An 18,068-nucleotide genomic window follows, 5' to 3' on the forward strand; every position below is an offset into this window, starting at 1 on the left:
GACCGAATATGGCCCTGACCCCAGAGTTTGACAGCTTCGCCCGTGCTTATGAGGCCGGCGAGAACCAGGTCGTTTACACCCGTCTGGCAGCCGATCTTGATACGCCTGTCTCCTTGATGCTGAAACTGACCGGCGCGCAAAAAGACGCCTTTATGCTCGAGTCGGTAACTGGCGGCGAGGTCCGCGGACGGTATTCGATCATTGGTATGAAACCCGACCTGATCTGGCGCTGTCGCGCTGAGACCTCGGAACTGAACCGCTCGGCCCGGTTCGACCCGGACGCTTTCACGGCGCAGGATGGCGATCCGATGGACAACCTTCGGACGCTTCTGGCCGAAAGCCGGATCGAGCTGCCTGACGACCTTCCACAAGCTGCGGCGGGACTATTTGGCTATCTCGGTTATGACATGGTGCGCTTGGTCGAGCATCTGCCGAACATCAACCCCGACCCTCTAGGCCTGCCGGATGCCGTCATGCTGCGCCCTTCTGTCGTCGCGGTTCTGGATGGTGTGAAGGGCGAAGTCACGGTCGTTTCCCCCGCCTGGGTCAGCGATGGCCAGTCGGCCAAGGCTGCATATGCCCAGGCAGCCGAGCGCGTTATGGACGCAGTGCGCGATCTGGAGCGGGCGATGCCTGCTGAAACACGCGACCTTGGCGATGCGTACGAAGTCGCCCCGCCCGTCTCGAATTTTACCAAATCCGGCTATCTGGAAGCGGTCGAGAAAGCCAAGGAATACATCCGCGCTGGTGATATCTTTCAGGTAGTGCCAGCGCAGCGCTGGACGCAGGATTTCCCGCTGCCTCCATTTGCGCTATACCGGTCGCTGCGGCGAACAAACCCGTCGCCCTTCATGTTCTATTTTAACTTTGGCGGGTTTCAGGTGATCGGCGCCAGCCCGGAAATCCTGGTGCGCGTGTTTGGCAATGAAGTCACCATACGACCCATCGCCGGGACGCGCCCACGTGGAGCGACCCCGGAAGAGGACAAAGCTTACGAAATTGAGTTGCTGGCCGACAAGAAAGAACTGGCCGAACATCTGATGCTGTTGGATCTAGGCCGCAATGACACCGGGCGGGTTTCAAAGATCGGAACGGTGCGCCCGACCGAAGAGTTCATCATTGAACGGTACAGCCATGTTATGCACATCGTTTCAAACGTTGTGGGTGAGCTGGCCGAGGGTAAGGATGCGCTGGACGCCTTTTTTGCGGGAATGCCTGCGGGGACGGTCTCGGGCGCGCCCAAGGTACGAGCCATGGAAATCATTGATGAGCTTGAGCCGGAAAAACGCGGTGTCTACGGCGGCGGCGTCGGCTATTTCAGCGCCGGCGGAGACATGGACATGTGTATCGCCCTGCGAACGGCCATCGTTCAGGATCAAAAGCTATATATTCAGGCCGGTGGTGGCGTTGTGTATGATAGCGATCCAGAGGCTGAATTCATGGAAACCGTCCACAAGTCCAACGCCATCAGACGCGCTGCGGCTGACGCGGCCCGATTTACGCTGTCCGGCAAGAATTGATAAAGGCAGCCCGTCTGGGCTGCCTGTTTCGGGGAAGGAAGTGATCGGGCTTATTGTGCCCCTTGCATCATCACTGCCGAAATAGGCGCCATTGCAACGCGGCCTCCGCGATCTTCCAGACCCCAAAGCAGCAAGGCCGATATGGTATCCGGGCGCAACCGGCCCAACATGACAACAGTGCCCTCCTGCCCGGCCCGGAACGCAGCCTGGTCCAGGAAACGTCGCATGATTTTTGCATCCTGCCGCGCGCCGTCGATATCCCTGAAAATTACCGCAGACGGAATTCCATTACGGGAGGCCAGCTTCTGTACCGTGTTGAGCCCGTTATCCTGAGTGATCAGTCCTCGACCCGTTCCACCGGCGATGGCGGCGACCTGATCCGCCAGTTTTCGGTTACCCTGGATGCCGGATCCATCACCTTCAAGAATTCCTACCGTTTCGGGCAACGCTTCAAGCCACACCGAAAGCGATACCTCAGCATCCTGTGCGCTGGCCGCCTTGGGCAGGTCAGCAGTGACCATCACTTCGAACCCGGCCGCCCGATGTCGAGCCATTTTCTCAGCTGCATCGGGGTCTGATGGGCGCACCGCAAACGTAAGCGGATATGGGAAATCCTGAAGCGCCTCGGCGCCATATGCACCTTCATCGTCAATCAGAATGATCGACATGAGGGGTTTGGAATCCGGATTGTCAAACTTCTCTGCGAAGGCCTCGATCGGTTTACCTACAGGAACTTCTTCCTGCGGATTTTGGGCTGCTTCATCATCTCGTTCAGTCAAAGGCACTACACGACGCCCGATAGTGGTATTTCCCGACGTGTTGTCCTCTGCGCCGATCTGCGGAACCGAGGCGATACGCGGTAGCGGCTGACTGGGCAGCGTGTCCTCGTCCCCTTCCACTGCGATTGGGTTATCCTCCGGATTCACCTCCAGCTCGATTGATTCCGAAGGCGAGACTTCGGGCAAGGGCTCGGCAAGAGCAACCTGATCAGCCGGTGGCTCAGGGGCATCTTCTGCGGCATCTGGGCTGAGGTCGGCAAACGGCGCAGGCTGAACGGGGACAGGCATTCGCGGAACGACCGGGGCCTCACTCGAGATGCTTACGGAATCCGCCTCGCTGGGCGTCGGCGCTTCGACCGGAACGCTTACGTCATTCACTACCGGCTGGCTGTCCGGGGCGTTCTCAGCTTCGGATAAACCGGCCAGAGAATCCTCTTCTTCGACTTCATTCTCGGGCGTCTGCGCAGGGAGTTTGAGCAGATCGGCATCTGCACCCGCCTCAGCGACAACCTCGGAGCTCTCCGACGTCTGCACCGGTGCAGGTTCTGGTGCGACTGTCGCTATGGACGGCTTTTTCGACAGCGGCGCGTTGAGCGATAAGACTGCCCCCAGCACCACAACGACAACTGCGCCTGCGATCATTCCGCCGACAAATCCGCCCATAATATTTGCCTCTCGCCTTAGTCCTGCTGCCTTGCCCTTGCACCATCTGTTGTGGCACCTGCCTGCAGGACCGCCAAGTTCGGGATGCACCCTTGACGCTGCCCCACAAGCCTGAGCATGTATGTGCCAACACTATACCGTGGCCTTGGGTTGCATCGCCAGCCCGAAATGCCCAACACGAGACAAGAGCCAAATGCTGCTGCTGATCGACAACTACGACTCATTTACCTACAACCTGGTACATTATTTAGGCGAACTTGGCTCGGAAATGGTCATTCGAAGGAATGACGCGCTGGACGTGCAAGAAGCGATGGCCATGAACCCCGCTGGCATCCTGCTCAGCCCTGGCCCTTGCGACCCTGACCGGGCAGGCATTTGCCTTGCCCTGACCGAGGCAGCCGCCGAAACACGGACGCCTTTGTTGGGTGTCTGCCTTGGCCATCAGACCATAGGTCAGGTTTTCGGTGGAAAAGTCACGCGTTGCCATGAGATTGTGCATGGCAAAATGGGAACAATGCACCACACCGGTAAAGGTGTGTTCGCGGGCCTGCCCACGCCGTTTGAGGCGACGCGCTATCATTCGCTGATTGTGGATCGCGATACCCTGCCCGATTGCCTGGAGATTACGGCGGAATTGGAAGATGGCACCATAATGGGCCTCCAGCACCGCGAACTGCCCATTCATGGCGTACAGTTCCACCCGGAATCCATCGCTTCCGAGCACGGCCACGCGTTGCTCAAGAATTTCCTGTCCGAGATGAAAGTTCCCGCATGAGCGACGCCCTGAAACCGCTGATCGGAGTTGCCGCCGACCGCCCCCTGACTCGCGCCGAAGCGGAAGAAGCCTTTGGGATCCTGTTTGACGGCGCCGCAACACCCAGCCAGATCGGCGGGCTATTGATGGCTATGCGCACACGCGGAGAGACCGTCGATGAATATGCCGCCGCCGCTGCCGTGATGCGTGCAAAATGCAATGCAGTTCAGGCACCAGCTGGCGCGATAGATATTGTGGGCACCGGCGGTGACGGCAAGGGAACGCTGAATATCTCGACCGCGACCGCCTTTGTGGTTGCGGGTGCCGGTGTCACCGTGGCCAAACACGGCAACCGGAACCTGAGTTCTAAATCCGGAGCCGCAGATGCGCTAGGCCAGCTGGGTATCAACGTTATGGTCGGCCCGCAAACCGTTGAAAATGCACTGCAAGATGTCGGCATCGGATTCATGATGGCCCCCATGCATCACCCGGCGATTGCGCATGTCATGCCCACCCGGCAAGAGCTTGGGACACGGACGATCTTTAACATTCTCGGTCCGCTGACCAATCCGGCAGGCGTCAAGCGGCAGTTGACCGGAGCCTTTAGCCGAGAGTTGATCCGCCCGATGGCCGAAACGTTGGGCCTGCTTGGGTCCGAACGCGCATGGCTGGTGCACGGATCGGACGGCACAGACGAATTGACCATCACGGGTATCAGTTGGATTGCGGCCCTCGAAGACGGCACAATTAAAGAGGTCGAGCTTCACCCAGAAGATGCAGGGCTGCCGGTACATCCCTTCGAGGACATTCTCGGCGGAACCCCCGAGGAAAACGCAGTAGCCTTCCGAGCTCTTCTAGACGGCGAGGCCTCCGCCTATCGCGATGCGGTATTGTTGAATGCCGCAGCTGCCCTGGTCGTCGCAGAGGCCGCTGCTGATCTGCGCGAAGGTGTCGCAAAAGCCGCTGAAAGTATCGACAGCGGAAAAGCCAAAGACAAGATCGCGGCCCTGGCCCGCATTACTCAGGAGGCCGCATGACCGAAACGGTTCTGGACAAAATCAAAGCTTACAAGCTCGAAGAGGTCGCTTCGGACAAGGCCAATAAGTCTCTGGAAGCTGTTGAAAACGAAGCAAGATCAGCCTCTGAACCACGCGGATTCGCATCAGCCTTGCAAATGGCTGTACGTACTGGGTACGGGCTGATTGCAGAAGTCAAAAAAGCCAGCCCCTCCAAAGGTCTGATCCGCGCTGACTTTGATCCACCAGCACTTGCTCAGGCTTACGAAGAAGGTGGCGCTGCCTGCCTTTCCGTGTTGACCGACACGCCCAGCTTTCAGGGTGCCAAAGAGTTTCTGGTTCAGGCACGCGCAGCCTGTTCTTTGCCGGTTCTACGCAAAGATTTCATGTACGATCCCTATCAGGTGGCCGAAGCCCGCGCTCTTGGGGCGGATTGTATTCTGATCATCATGGCATCGGTTGATGACAGCCAGGCGTCTGAGTTGGAACAGACCGCCTTTGACTGGGGCATGGACGTTCTGATTGAAGTTCATGATGAAGCCGAGCTGGAACGTGCAACGCAGCTCAAAAGCCCGTTGATTGGGATAAACAACCGTAATCTCAAGACCTTCGAGACCACTCTTGATACGACACGCCGCCTGTCAAAACTAGTTCCCGCTGACCGGACCATCGTTTGCGAAAGCGGGTTGAGCACTCCAGCAGACTTGGCCGATATCGCCCGTTTCGGTGCGCGTTGTTTTCTAATTGGCGAGAGCCTGATGCGTCAGGATGACGTCGCAGAAGCGACACACGATCTGCTGTCGCGTCCGCTCAGCCCGGGTGTGATGTGATGCCGCTGACTCACTTTGATGCCCAGGGACAGGCTCATATGGTCGATGTGTCGAACAAGCCCATCACGGATCGTGTCGCCGTCGCAGCGGCTCATATCACGATGGCACAAGATACGTTCGACTTGATCGCAGAAGGTCGCGCCAAAAAAGGTGACGTCTTGGGGGTTGCACGTCTGGCCGGTATCATGGGGGCAAAGAAGACACCCGATCTGATCCCGCTATGTCACCCACTGCCAGTGACCAAAGTTACCGTAGACCTGACACTGGACCCAGAATTACCCGGCATACAGGTACAGGCAACCGTCAAGACATCTGGTCAAACCGGCGTGGAAATGGAGGCGCTGACAGCGGCCTCAACTGCCGCACTGACCATATACGACATGGCCAAAGCCGTCGATAAGGCAATGGAAATTGGCGGCATTCGCGTCTTGCTAAAAGATGGTGGTAAATCAGGTCGTTACGAGGCGAAATGATAACCGTTGAAAGCGCCCGGGCGCAGCTATTCGATCTTGTAAACACCCTCCCCTCCGAGCCGGCTCCCTTGATGGATGCGGCGGGTAGAGTACTGGCCGAGGATGTAGCAGCCACACGCGATCAGCCGCCATTCGCTTCGTCTTCGATGGATGGCTACGCGGTAAAATCGACCGAGGTAGAGCCGCACGCCATGTTCAAAGTCATTGGCGAGGCTGCGGCCGGTCGGCGATTTGACGGTCAGGTTGGACCCGGACAGGCGGTTCGGATCTTCACTGGCGCCCCTATTCCTGAAGGTGCAGATTTTGTTGTCATTCAAGAGGATGTTGATCGCCGAGGTGACCTAATCACCATTTCTGATCTGCCGGGCCCTAAATCCAACATTCGTCCAAAAGGCGTCGATTTCGAAATTGGCGCCAAGATTACGGCTCCACGTCGTTTGCGCCCCGAGGATCTGGCGCTTTTGGCGGCGATGAATATCCCCATGGTGCCGGTTGCACGTAAACCCGTGGTCGCACTGATCGCAACCGGGGATGAATTGATCATGCCCGGCGAAACACCGGGACCGGATCAGATAATCGCCTCAAACACCTTTGGTATCAAAGCGTTGTTAGAGAATGTTGGAGCGCATGTTCGGGTTCTGCCTATCGCCTCTGACACGGTTTCGTCCCTTGAGACCGCCTTTGCTCTAGCAGCCGACGTTGATTTGGTGGTTACGATCGGCGGTGCCTCGGTTGGGGATTATGATCTTGTCTCTCAGGTCTCCACCGCACTGGGGTTGGAGCGGAGTTTTTACAAGATCCGCATGCGCCCCGGCAAACCGCTGATGGCCGGTCGCTTGGGCGATAGCGTGATGGTTGGACTTCCGGGTAATCCGGTCAGCGCAATGGTTTGCAGCTATCTGTTTCTTGCCCCGATGATCCGTAAGATGCTGGGCCTGGAACAGGTTCTGACCCCGCTTCAAAGCGCCAATTTAACCGAGGCAATCCCCGCGAATGGGCCGCGAGAGCATTACATGCGTGCCATCGTGACCGCGGACGGGATAAAAGCCTGCCAAAACCAGGACAGCTCGCTGCTCAGCGTCCTCGCCGAAGCAAACGCGCTTTTGGTTCGGCAACCCAATGACCCGGCACGCCTGGCCGGAGACGAAGTGATGTTCCTTCCGATCTGAGACCGCGCAAAACCATTGACACAAAACGTGAACATGCGTAGAACAAAAGAAAACGTATGAGCGACGAGGTGTGAGCAATGCTGACCAAGAAGCAGTTGGATTTGTTGGAGTTCATCCATAAACGCGTTCAGGCGGATGGCGTCCCCCCAAGTTTCGATGAAATGAAAGCTGCGCTGGACCTGCGGTCCAAATCCGGCATCCATCGGTTGATCACAGCGCTTGAAGAACGCGGCTTTATCCGTCGTCTGGCCCATCGTGCCCGGGCCATCGAAATCGTCAAACTTCCTGAAAGCCTGGGAGGAGAGCCTACAGTCGCTTTCAAGCCCCGTGTTATCGAAGGTGACAAACCCGAAGGCAGACGCCCCGCGAATTTCGAACCAGTGACCGTTGACGCAATGGAATTGCCGGTCATGGGACGCATCGCAGCAGGTGTTCCGATCGAGGCGATCAGCCATGTCTCGCACCGCGTTGCCGTTCCCGGGAGCATGGTTTCCGGCAGAGGTGAGCATTACGCGCTTGAGGTGCGTGGCGACTCGATGATTGACGCTGGCATCAACGACGGTGATGTGGTCGTCATCCGCGAAACCTCCGCGGCTGATAATGGCGATATCGTTGTCGCTCTGGTCGAAGATCAGGAAGCAACGCTCAAACGGTTCTTTCGGAGAGGTCAGGCGATAGCGCTTGAGGCTGCGAACCCGGCCTATGAAACGCGTGTACTGCCTGAAGATAAGGTCAAGGTTCAGGGCCGTTTGGTTGGGCTGATCCGAAGCTATTGATCTTTAGCTGTCTGGCGACCACAGCCTTTTGCCTATGACTTCGGCACTGGTCATTACGTTTCCGATGGACAGTGCAATACTTCCTGTCTTGTTCAGCAACTCGGGATCAATCACCATACAGGTGCCGGACAGCTGGACCGGAACAGCAGAGATGACGATTTGGTCATCTCCACATTCGCTGAATTCGCGCGCAGATCGTTTGCCGGTGAGGTGAATCAGCTCTTTGCCCTGCCAGAAATATCTTTGCGACAGATCTTTCCCATCGGGCCAGCGATTTGCGGCAGTTTTCTGGCTCGCGCCGTCTCCGTCGTTTTCAAGCCACACGGTTGCAATAAATTTGCTGCCCTTTTCCTTGCTCAGCGCGCGCCCCTGATCAGTCATCACACCAACTAACCCACCGGAGTCTGCGACCAAAACTTCCGGACGGTTACCCTGCCCCCAAAGCGCAATCGCCACCATGCAAGGTGCGACGCCGACCCACCTTGCCCCACCGCGCCACAAGGCGATCCACAGCGCACCCAATGCAAATATGGGCAAGACGTAGGACGGTGGACTGACCACATAACCTTGCGCACCTTCCAGTCCCGAGATCCAGTCTGAAACCGCCAGAATCCATTCTAACCCTGCCCCCATGACCGCCAGCCCAAACCACTCGAGCCCGAATGGCGCCAGGATTGCGGCAATAACGGCCGCAGGAACCACGACGGCTCCCATCACCGGGACCGACAGCATATTCGCAACGAGCCCATAGTGAGACAGTGAGTTGAAATGCGCGGCCCCAATCGGTGCGGTTGCAAGCCCGGCTATGGCAGAGGACATCAATACCCCGATAATGGGCCGTAGCCATTTCGGCCCGAAAGCGGAACCGAAACCGCGTAAGGCTCCGAAAACGGCCACAAGTGCCGTTGTTGCAGCAAAGGACATCTGAAAACCGGGGCTTAACAGAGATTCCGGGCGCAACGACAGCACGATAAGGGCAGCGACGGCCACCGCGCGTAGCGAAATTGACCTTCTGTCGATCAAAATGGCCCCCAGCATTACGCTGACCATGATAAAGGCCCGCTCTGTTGCGACATTCCCGCCAGACAGCAATAGATAAACAACCGCCGCGACCAAGGCGCAAACCGCTGCAATCTTGCGGACCGGAAGTCTAAGAGCGAGCACCGGGACAGCAGACAGCGTGACCCTGCAAATCAGATAAACAAAACCTGTCAACAACCCCATATGCAATCCGGATATCGCCAACAGATGAGCCAGATTAGATGCCCGTAGATTGTTCAGCGTTTCCTGACCCATTCCGCTGCGATCACCCGTCGTGACAGCCGCGGCGAAACCTCCGACCTCTCCAGGCAGCAAAGCGCGCACATGTGCAGAGATCGCCATCCTCCACGCCGTGATGCGGAGATTGGTCCTGTCCGGCGGGGCAACCAACAACACCGGTACGCGCGTGTATCCGACTGCCCCTAAACGTTGAAACCATGCGTGGCGACGGAAATCGAAACCGCCGGGCTCTACCGGCCCCTGAGGTGGCGACAGATGACCTGTTGTCATGATCCTTTGCCCAGGAACCAGCGCGACATCCCCACCATGCAGGGAAAGTCGGACGCGCCGCGGTCGTCGATCCAAGGGCACGTCCCCTAATCGCACCCGATCGAGCGTCACCCGCAGCGCATCCGACGCAGAGCGGTCTATGGCGACAACACGTCCCTCGACCGGGCCATAGTACCGCCAAGACAGAACCGGCTCTGCCACCGTATGGGCACGTGCGCCGGCCAGGATAAACCCGGCAGCGATCAGCGTCCCCCCGATTGCCAACGAAGCCCAGCCAGACCGCGATTTGCGGGCCATCCCCATAGCCGCAACAATCACCGAGCTGAAACAGACGTAGATCTGCCACCCCGGCTCGAACCGGAGCGCGAAATACAGGCCGATGCCAATGGCCAAGCACACTGGTGACCACTGAAACAAATAGCCTGTCTGGTTCAGCAATGCGGTCTCGACCCGTGCCAGAACACGCATGGTTGCCCCCGTCCTTCGGGCTCGTTAGACAGGCGCCAAGTTAAGCCCGACACGGTTACCAAAAGGTTAATCCACACTATGTCCGATCAGGTCGTCACCCGTTTTGCACCTTCACCCACTGGTTTTCTTCACATCGGCGGCGCGCGCACTGCATTGTTCAACTGGCTCTTTGCTCGGGGACGTGGTGGCAAGTTCTTGTTGCGGATTGAAGACACGGACCGCGAACGCTCAACGCCAGAGGCTACTGCAGCAATTCTTCAGGGGATGTCCTGGTTGGGCCTGGACCATGATGGCGATGTGATCAGCCAATTCGAAGGCGCCCCGCGTCATGCTGAAGTGGCACATCAGCTGCTGGCGGACGGCAAAGCCTACAAATGTTTTTCGACCCAGGACGAGATCACAGCCTTTCGCGAACAGGCGCGTGCAGAGGGAAAATCGACGCTGTTCCAGAGCCCCTGGCGCGACGCTGACCCTTCGACCCAACCTGACACCCCATATGCGATCCGCATAAAGGCACCGCGGGACGGGGTCACTGTGATCCGCGATCAGGTTCAGGGCGACGTGACAATCCGCAACGATCAGTTGGACGACATGATCCTGCTGCGCTCGGACGGAACACCGGTTTATATGCTGGCGGTTGTTGTGGATGATCACGACATGGGTGTGACCCATGTTATCCGGGGCGACGATCACCTGAACAATGCCGCACGCCAGATGATGATCTATGAAGCCATGGGTTGGGATGTTCCGGTCTGGGCACATATTCCGCTGATTCATGGTCCGGACGGCAAGAAACTATCCAAACGTCACGGAGCTTTGGGTGCCCAAGAATATCAGGCGATGGGGTACCCGGCCGCGGGTATGCGCAACTATCTAGCCCGTCTCGGCTGGAGCCATGGGGATGACGAATTCTTTACAGATGAGCAGGCGAAAGAGTGGTTCGATCTGGCTGGAATCGGTAAAAGCCCTGCACGGTTCGATCTGAAAAAGCTCGAGAATCTATGTGGTCAGCATATTCCAATCACTGGCGATGCCGCGTTGCGGCAGGAAATTCAGGGATACTTGGCGGCGGCGGGACTGCCCGCTCTCACCAATGCACAATCAGGTGATCTGGAACGTGCGATGTATTGCCTCAAGGATCGGGCACGCACATTCCCGGAACTCCTTGAAAAAGCGCATTTTGTGCTGACGTCACGCCCGATTAAACCTGATGAGAAGGCTGCAAAGGCGCTGTCCTCTGTATCCGACGGTATACTGAGTGAATTGACGCCGCACGTGCAAAATGCTAGCTGGACCCGGAACGAACTGGAGAGTGCCCTGAACTCGTTTGCAGAAGCGAAAGGGCTAAAGTTTGGCAAGCTGGCAGGGCCGTTGCGCGCTGCATTGGCTGGTCGGGCTGTAACGCCTTCGGTTTTTGATATGATGCTTGTGCTTGGGCGGGATGAAACCCTGGCACGGCTCTCCGACGCAGCGACATAACCAAAGGTTTCACATTTGGGTAACGCTGCTCCGCTAACACCCGGGCTGCGCCCCTGTGCGCAACCGTTGCCCGCCGAAACGGACGACGATCCGTTTCACGTATGAATGAGGAAGGGACATTATGACCGACAGCAATAAATCAGCCACTTTGACCGTACATGGTAAAACATACGAGTTGCCGGTTCATTCGCCTACCGTGGGACCTGATGTCATCGACATCCGCAAGCTGTACAGCGAAGCGGATGTGTTCACCTATGACCCCGGCTTCACCTCGACAGCCAGCTGCGACAGCACCATCACCTATATCGACGGCGAAAAAGGTGAACTGCTGCACCGTGGCTATCCGATCGACCAGTTGGCCGAGAAATCGCATTTCCTCGAAGTGTGCTACCTGCTGCTTTATGGAGAGCTGCCGGCGGCCAAGGAACTGGAAAAGTTTGAAACCACGATCACCCGCCACACCATGCTGCACGAACAGATGCAGTATTTCTATCGTGGCTTCCGCCGTGATGCGCATCCGATGGCGATCATGGTCGGTGTCGTGGGCGCGATGTCTGCGTTCTATCACGATTCGACCGATGTTTCGGACCCGCATCAGCGTGAGGTCGCATCCCATCGTCTGATCGCCAAGATGCCGACCATCGCCGCCTGGGCTTACAAGTATCATACCGGTCAGCCCTTCGTGTACCCGCGCAACGATCTGGATTATGCTTCAAACTTCCTGCGCATGTGCTTCAGCGTCCCTGCCGAAGAATATGAGGTAAACCCAATCCTCAGCCGCGCGATGGACCGCATCTTTACTCTGCACGCGGATCACGAACAGAATGCCTCGACTTCGACAGTGCGTCTGGCCTCGTCCTCGGGGGCGAACCCGTTTGCGTGTATTGCCGCTGGTATCGCGTGTCTTTGGGGCCCTGCCCATGGCGGCGCAAACCAGGCCTGCCTTGAAATGCTGGAAGAAATTGGCACGGTTGACCGTATCCCGGAATTTATCGCCCGCGCCAAAGACAAGGCTGATCCGTTCCGCCTGATGGGCTTTGGTCACCGCGTCTATAAGAACTTTGACCCGCGCGCCAAGGTTATGAAGCAATCCGCCGACGAAGTGTTGGATCTGCTGGGGATTGAGGACAATCCCAAGCTGCAGGTCGCCAAGGCGCTGGAAAAACAGGCACTGGAAGATCCGTATTTCTCCGAAAAGAAACTGTTCCCGAACGTGGACTTCTATTCAGGGATCATCCTTGAGGCGATGGGTTTCCCGACGTCGATGTTCACCCCGATTTTCGCACTGTCGCGCACCGTTGGCTGGGTCAGTCAGTGGAAAGAGATGATCGCAGATCCACAGAACAAAATCGGCCGCCCGCGCCAGCTCTATCTGGGCGAAACCAGTCGCGATTACGTGGACATCGAAAAACGCTGATTTCGATCCCCAACAAACCAAACAGCCCCGGACCAGAATCCGGGGCTGATTTGTTAGAACAGCGTCAACTGGTCCCCGGCTTGGGGCGGGATATCGAACAAATCGCACCGCAGCTTCGGGGTGCGCGTTGCAAGGCCCAGTCGTTTTACAGCCAGTGAAAACCGCTTAGCCACCATCTCGGCATATTCGCCCTCACCGCGCATTCGGTGGCCCCAGCGCGGATCATAGTCCCTGCCCCCGTGCATTTGCCGAAGCTTGGACATGACTTTTTCGGCGCGCGTTGGCTCTTGCTCTTGCAGCCAGGTTTGCCAAAGTTGCGAAACTTCGCGCGGCAGCCGCAGCATAATCCAGCTTGCTGCATCCGCCCCGGCATCCCTGCCCGCCTCTAACAGGCTTTCCATCTCATGATCTGTCAAACCGGGAATAGAAGGCGAGGTCATGACTCGTACCGGAACCCCCGCTTCGGTCAGCCTGCGAATGATTTTCAGGCGCCGATTTGGCGCGGGTGCCCGTGGCTCCATTCGGCGCGATAAATCCGCATCCAACGTGGTCAGAGATATCCCGACCCGAACCAAACCCTGTTCCGCCATCTGTGCGAGCAGATCGAGGTCACGTTCGATCAGTGCCCCCTTGGTCACAATCGCAAACGGATGGCGAAACTCAGTAAGCACCGACAAACAAGACCTTGTGATTCCGAGGTTTTTTTCAACTGGCTGATAAGGGTCGGTATTGGTTCCAATCGCGATTGGCGCAACAGTGTAACCTTTCGCAGAAAGCTCTTTGCGAAGAAGCACGGCCGCATTGGGTCGGGCAATCAAGCGCGTCTCAAAATCCAGCCCCGGCGACAGACCCAGATAGGCATGGCTGGGCCGCGCAAAGCAATAGATGCAGCCGTGCTCACACCCCCGATAGGGGTTAATCGAGCGATCAAATGGCAAGTCGGGGGAGCGGTTATAAGTGATTATGCTGCGTGCCGTTTCGTGCCTGACTTCAGTCCGCAACGGAGGAAGATCGTCATCATACCCCCAGCCGTCATCGCAGGGGATTGTGTCAAACCGTTCGAATCTGCCTGCCGTATTTTCCGTGGCTGCTCGCCCCTTGGGAATGGCCGAAGGTAGGTTTGTTCTACTTTTGTTCATGTCATTTGGTATATGGAATATCGACCGGTCCAGCAAGCGGCACATTTACCTTGCTGAGGCATCATCAGAACCCCAATCAGGCCCTGAACAATTGGTACATTTGAACGAATTGCAGGATGTTCATGTGTAAAATGACGTCGAGATAACGACAAATTTGGCCTATAGGTCGGTCTCGGAACTGCCAAGGTCGCAATCGTCACAGTAGTATTACGGCGAAATGGCCAAAACGGAAAAAATGCCACCACGGGCGCAAGGCCCGAACAGCTCAGGGAAACGCCCCATGTCCGATGAAGAAGACATCGTCCTGTCCGAACTGAACGACGACGAACTGGTCGAACAGATGTTCGATGACCTTTACGACGGTCTGAAAGAAGAAATCGAAGAAGGTGTGAACATCCTGCTGGAGCGCGGCTGGACACCTTATGACATCCTGACCAAGGCACTGGTCGGCGGCATGACGGTCGTGGGCCACGACTTCCGTGACGGCATTCTGTTCGTACCCGAGGTCTTGCTGGCCGCAAACGCAATGAAGGGCGGCATGTTTATCCTCAAGCCGCTGCTGGCCGAAACCGGCGCACCGCGTGTTGGTAAAATGGTGATCGGCACTGTTAAAGGCGACATTCACGACATTGGCAAAAACCTGGTGTCAATGATGATGGAAGGCGCCGGATTCGAGGTTGTTGATATCGGCATCAACAACCCCGTCGAAAACTATCTGGAAGCGCTTGATACCGAACAGCCCGATATTCTGGGCATGTCGGCACTGCTGACGACGACCATGCCATATATGAAAGTCGTGATCGACACACTGATCGAACAGGGTCGGCGCGACGACTATATCGTTCTGGTTGGCGGTGCGCCCCTGAACGAAGAGTTCGGCAAGGCGATCGGTGCTGATGCCTATTGCCGTGACGCGGCCGTAGCGGTTGAGACCGCAAAGGATTTTGTCTCGCGCAAGCACAATCAGCTGGCGGGTTGATCGACATCTAGACCATTTCAGGGCCGTCCGGTTTTCGGGCGGCCTTTTTCATTTATTCACCCTACCCTGATCCGAAGCCGACATTATGTGTCGAATACGGGCTTGCCAGCCACCGAATAAGCCGATTTTCTAGATAACGAGAAAGAGGCGCGAAATGACTCAGGACCAACTTCCCGACGACGCCAGCCTGACAACACAGGGCTATTCAGACCATCACGGCGCAGGGCGAATTCTGCTATTGGCCTGCGGTGCGCTGGCGCGGGAAATCCTGGACCTAAAGCGTCGTAACGGCTGGGATCATATGGAACTGACCTGCCTGCCCGCCATCTTGCACGTCCACCCGGAACGGATCACGCAGGCGGTGGAAGAGGCCGTTGCCAAACACCGCGACCAATACGATAAAGTTTATGTCGTCTACGCAGATTGCGGCACCGGTGGCCTGTTGCAGAAAGCCTGCGAGGAGATTGGAGTGGAGATGATTAAAGGGCCCCACTGCTATTCTTTCTTCGAGGGGAACCAGGTCTTTGAAAATCGCGGCGAGGATGAAACTACAGCGTTCTACCTAACAGATTTTCTGGCACGTCAATTCGATGCCTTCGTCTGGAAGCCGCTGGGGCTGGATCGGCACCCCGAGCTTAGGGAAATGTATTTCGGCAACTACACGAAACTGGTTTATCAGGCACAGACTGATGATGCGGTTCTGACCGAACGGGCCAAGGAGTGCGCAGACCGAATGGGCCTAGCTTTCGAGCGCCGTTTTACCGGCTATGGTGATCTGCAATCCACGCTGAGCGACTGGGCCAGCCGCCCGCTTTAGGCGGCCTCTATCGCGACCTCGCGGATACGGTCGATCATCGCCCTCAAACCGTTAGATCGTTGCGCGGAAAGATGATCGTTTAACCCCAGCCGCGCCAGTTCGCCTCCTGCGTCAACCTGCGGGACTTCTTGAACCGGCAGGCCGTTATATAGGGATCGCAGAACCGCAATCAGCCCCCGCACGATCAGAGCATCACTGTCGCCGTCAAAATGAAAGGTCCCTCCCTCGACACTGGGATGCAGCCAGACCTGGCTGGCGCAACCATGTACTTTGGTTGCAGGCACCTTCAACGCATCATCCATTGGCGCCATCGCTTTCCCCTGCTCGATGACATGGCGGTACCGGTCTTCCCAGTCCTCCAGGAATTCGAAATCTTCGACGATTTCTTCGAAAGCAGGTGTCGCCATCTCGGGGCTGTCCTCTCATTGGGTTCACATTTTTGAACTATGATCCTGACCAGCATCTGTCCAGCCCCCCACGTGGCTTTTCAAACCCGGAAAAGTGCTATAACTCATTGCCATATAGACTGCTCTGGGTGTTGTGACGATGAAGAAATCACTGTCTGTTCTTTTGGCTGCTGCCTTGACCCTGTCGGCTTGCAGCGCTTGGCGTGATTCTCGGGTCAACCCGACAAACTGGTTTGGGTCCAGTACTCCGGCACCCTCTGAAGTCTCGGTGAACGATGCAAATGCGCTGGTTCCCCAGACAGACGATGGTGTTGGCCTGTTTTCCAAGAAGCCACCCGAGGATAAGAGCTTCCCGATCGCCAAGATCGAAGAATTGCGGATCGATCCAATTCCGAATGGAGCTATCGTTTACACGACTGGTATTGCTGCAAGGCAGGGTGCCTATAATGCGCGGCTTGTTCGTGTTGAAAGCGAAGAGAATGCAAAAAACGGCATTCTCGAATTCACGTTCCGTGTCGACTACCCGTCATATGCGACAAGCCAGGGGACCGAACGGTCCCGAAGAGTATCCAATGCAATCAATATCAGCCGAGACGAGCTTGCAAACATTCGGTTGGTCCGCGTCAAAGGGGAACAAAATGCCCTGGAATCCCGCCGCAGATAATTCCTGCTAAAGCTCTACGACCGTGACGGTCTGCCCTTTAGCTGCCAGGGCGATTTTGCCATCGCACAGTTTCAGGGCATCTTCGCCGAATACCTCGAACCGCCAACCGGACATTGCAGGTAATTCCCGTTCACCGGCTGCGATCTGATCCAGTTCGGAACTGGTAGCAATCAGTTTGGCGGCCACGCCCGAGCTTTCGGTTTTTGATTTCAGCAGCACCCGCAATAGGTCGGCAAGCGCAGGATTTACCTTCATCTTGTCACGGCTGGTATCAATCTTGGGCAATTTTTCTGGTGGGCAATTAACACCCTTTTTGACGGCGGCCAGAATCCCATCCGCAATGACCCCTTTGCGGGCCTCGCGCAACAGCAGGCGCGATCCACCCAAATCTGAGAAAGATTTCGGCTTGGTCGATGCCAGTTCGATCAGAGCGTCGTCTTTGAACACCCGGCTGCGCGGTACGTTGTTTTCCTGCGCATAGGTTTCGCGGAACTCGGCCAACTCGCGAACAACAGCCAAAAACTTGGCCGAGTTCGTCCGGGTTTTGATACGCTTCCACGCATTTTCGGGCTGGATCTCATAGGTGCCGGATTGCGTCAGCGTGCGCAGCTCTTCGGCGACCCAATGGCTGCGCTTGGTTTTCGTCAACTCGGCCGACAGATACTCATAGATTTTCCGCAGATGCGTTACATCTGCCAGGGCATACGTCTTTTGCGCCTCGGACAGTGGGCGGCGTGACCAGTCAGTAAATCGAGAGGTCTTGTCCACGCCTTCCTTACAAATCTTGCGCACTAGGGTTTCATAGCCAACCTGCTCGCCAAATCCGCAGACCATAGCAGCGACCTGGGTGTCGAACAGAGGGTTGGGGAACACACCCGCCTCAACCCAGAAAATCTCAAGATCCTGACGGGCTGCGTGAAATACTTTAACCACGCTTTCATCGGCGAAGAGCTCGTACAAAGGCTCCAGAGTCATCCCTTCGGCCAACGGGTCGACCAAAACGGCGCTGTCTTCGTCGGGCGACGGGACCGCCAGTTGAAGCAGGCAAAGTTTGGAATAGTAGGTCCGTTCGCGCAGGAACTCGGTATCTACGGTTACGTAATCAAAGGCCGCAGCCGCTTTGCAGAAATCGGCCAGCTCTTGCGTCGTCGTGAGGGTTTTCATTCG

Annotated in this window: 17 protein-coding genes; 12 read left to right on the forward strand and 5 right to left on the reverse strand. The window is 56.8% G+C overall.

Annotated features, from left to right (window positions below):
* The first annotated feature begins 8 nt into the window (after positions 1–8).
* On the forward strand, positions 9–1,520 hold the full coding sequence (gene trpE / locus AC2FIM_RS02940) for an anthranilate synthase component I (protein ID WP_142633617.1): 1,512 nt from the start codon (positions 9–11) through the stop codon (positions 1,518–1,520).
* A gap of 50 nt (positions 1,521–1,570) precedes the next feature.
* On the opposite strand, the gene AC2FIM_RS02945 is transcribed toward trpE, so the two are convergent.
* On the reverse strand, positions 1,571–2,962 hold the full coding sequence (locus AC2FIM_RS02945; RefSeq protein WP_496731746.1) for a divergent polysaccharide deacetylase family protein: 1,392 nt from the start codon (positions 2,960–2,962) through the stop codon (positions 1,571–1,573).
* A 193-nt stretch (positions 2,963–3,155) separates the two neighbouring features.
* On the opposite strand from AC2FIM_RS02945, the gene AC2FIM_RS02950 reads away from it, so the two are divergent.
* The 6 genes from AC2FIM_RS02950 (at position 3,156) to lexA (ending at position 7,980) form a co-directional block, all read left to right on the forward strand.
* Entirely contained in the window at positions 3,156–3,737 is a 582-nt protein-coding gene (locus tag AC2FIM_RS02950) for an anthranilate synthase component II (protein ID WP_142633613.1), read from the forward strand.
* Positions 3,734–4,753 carry an anthranilate phosphoribosyltransferase gene (gene trpD, locus AC2FIM_RS02955; protein ID WP_142633610.1) on the forward strand — a complete coding sequence of 340 codons (1,020 nt, stop codon included), beginning with the start codon at positions 3,734–3,736 and terminating at the stop codon, positions 4,751–4,753. The genes AC2FIM_RS02950 and trpD overlap by 4 nt, the downstream gene beginning before the upstream one ends.
* On the forward strand, positions 4,750–5,562 hold the full coding sequence (gene trpC / locus AC2FIM_RS02960; RefSeq protein ID WP_281972044.1) for an indole-3-glycerol phosphate synthase TrpC: 813 nt from the start codon (positions 4,750–4,752) through the stop codon (positions 5,560–5,562). Before trpD ends, trpC begins: the two co-directional genes overlap by 4 nt.
* On the forward strand, positions 5,562–6,035 hold the full coding sequence (gene moaC / locus AC2FIM_RS02965) for a cyclic pyranopterin monophosphate synthase MoaC (RefSeq protein WP_142633607.1): 474 nt from the start codon (positions 5,562–5,564) through the stop codon (positions 6,033–6,035). Before trpC ends, moaC begins: the two co-directional genes overlap by 1 nt.
* The gene (locus AC2FIM_RS02970) at positions 6,032–7,204 is read left to right on the forward strand and encodes a molybdopterin molybdotransferase MoeA (protein ID WP_496675768.1); all 1,173 of its coding nucleotides are present in this window, start codon (positions 6,032–6,034) and stop codon (positions 7,202–7,204) included. Before moaC ends, AC2FIM_RS02970 begins: the two co-directional genes overlap by 4 nt.
* Before the next feature lie 77 nt (positions 7,205–7,281).
* Complete coding sequence (gene lexA, locus AC2FIM_RS02975) at positions 7,282–7,980, forward strand: transcriptional repressor LexA (RefSeq protein ID WP_142633603.1); 699 nt, start codon at positions 7,282–7,284, stop codon at positions 7,978–7,980.
* A 3-nt stretch (positions 7,981–7,983) separates the two neighbouring features.
* Here lexA and AC2FIM_RS02980 read toward each other — a convergent pair whose 3' ends face one another.
* Positions 7,984–9,999: a ComEC/Rec2 family competence protein gene (locus tag AC2FIM_RS02980; RefSeq protein ID WP_271947271.1), complete on the reverse strand. Its 2,016-nt coding sequence runs from the start codon at positions 9,997–9,999 to the stop codon at positions 7,984–7,986.
* Between the two features lie 78 nt (positions 10,000–10,077).
* Here AC2FIM_RS02980 and gltX point away from each other — a divergent pair, with 78 nt between their 5' ends.
* Together gltX and gltA are read left to right on the forward strand one after the other, a co-directional pair.
* A complete protein-coding gene (gltX, locus tag AC2FIM_RS02985; RefSeq protein WP_271947273.1) occupies positions 10,078–11,478 on the forward strand; it encodes a glutamate--tRNA ligase in 1,401 nt (466 codons plus the stop codon).
* Positions 11,479–11,599: 121 nt separating this feature from the next.
* On the forward strand, positions 11,600–12,895 hold the full coding sequence (gene gltA / locus AC2FIM_RS02990; RefSeq protein ID WP_142633596.1) for a citrate synthase: 1,296 nt from the start codon (positions 11,600–11,602) through the stop codon (positions 12,893–12,895).
* Between the two features lie 53 nt (positions 12,896–12,948).
* Here gltA and AC2FIM_RS02995 read toward each other — a convergent pair whose 3' ends face one another.
* Positions 12,949–14,034 carry a PA0069 family radical SAM protein gene (locus AC2FIM_RS02995; RefSeq protein WP_496675774.1) on the reverse strand — a complete coding sequence of 362 codons (1,086 nt, stop codon included), beginning with the start codon at positions 14,032–14,034 and terminating at the stop codon, positions 12,949–12,951.
* Between the two features lie 280 nt (positions 14,035–14,314).
* Between AC2FIM_RS02995 and AC2FIM_RS03000 the strand changes: the two genes are divergently transcribed.
* Positions 14,315–15,013, forward strand: a complete 699-nt coding sequence (locus tag AC2FIM_RS03000; RefSeq protein ID WP_271947279.1) for a corrinoid protein — start codon at positions 14,315–14,317, stop codon at positions 15,011–15,013.
* 154 nt (positions 15,014–15,167) lie between these two features.
* Positions 15,168–15,830, forward strand: a complete 663-nt coding sequence (locus tag AC2FIM_RS03005) for a DUF1638 domain-containing protein (protein WP_271947281.1) — start codon at positions 15,168–15,170, stop codon at positions 15,828–15,830.
* On the opposite strand, the gene AC2FIM_RS03010 is transcribed toward AC2FIM_RS03005, so the two are convergent.
* Positions 15,827–16,237: a SufE family protein gene (locus AC2FIM_RS03010; RefSeq protein WP_271947283.1), complete on the reverse strand. Its 411-nt coding sequence runs from the start codon at positions 16,235–16,237 to the stop codon at positions 15,827–15,829. The two genes, AC2FIM_RS03005 and AC2FIM_RS03010, sit on opposite strands and share 4 nt — an antisense overlap.
* A 139-nt stretch (positions 16,238–16,376) precedes the next feature.
* Here AC2FIM_RS03010 and AC2FIM_RS03015 point away from each other — a divergent pair, with 139 nt between their 5' ends.
* A complete protein-coding gene (locus AC2FIM_RS03015; RefSeq protein ID WP_271947285.1) occupies positions 16,377–16,901 on the forward strand; it encodes a hypothetical protein in 525 nt (174 codons plus the stop codon).
* Between the two features lie 6 nt (positions 16,902–16,907).
* On the opposite strand, the gene rnd is transcribed toward AC2FIM_RS03015, so the two are convergent.
* Positions 16,908–18,065, reverse strand: coding sequence for a ribonuclease D (rnd, locus tag AC2FIM_RS03020; protein WP_271947287.1), 1,158 nt, complete (start codon positions 18,063–18,065; stop codon positions 16,908–16,910).
* Between the last annotated feature and the right edge of the window lie 3 nt (positions 18,066–18,068).

This window comes from Ruegeria sp. CDSC052, assembly GCF_059610685.1.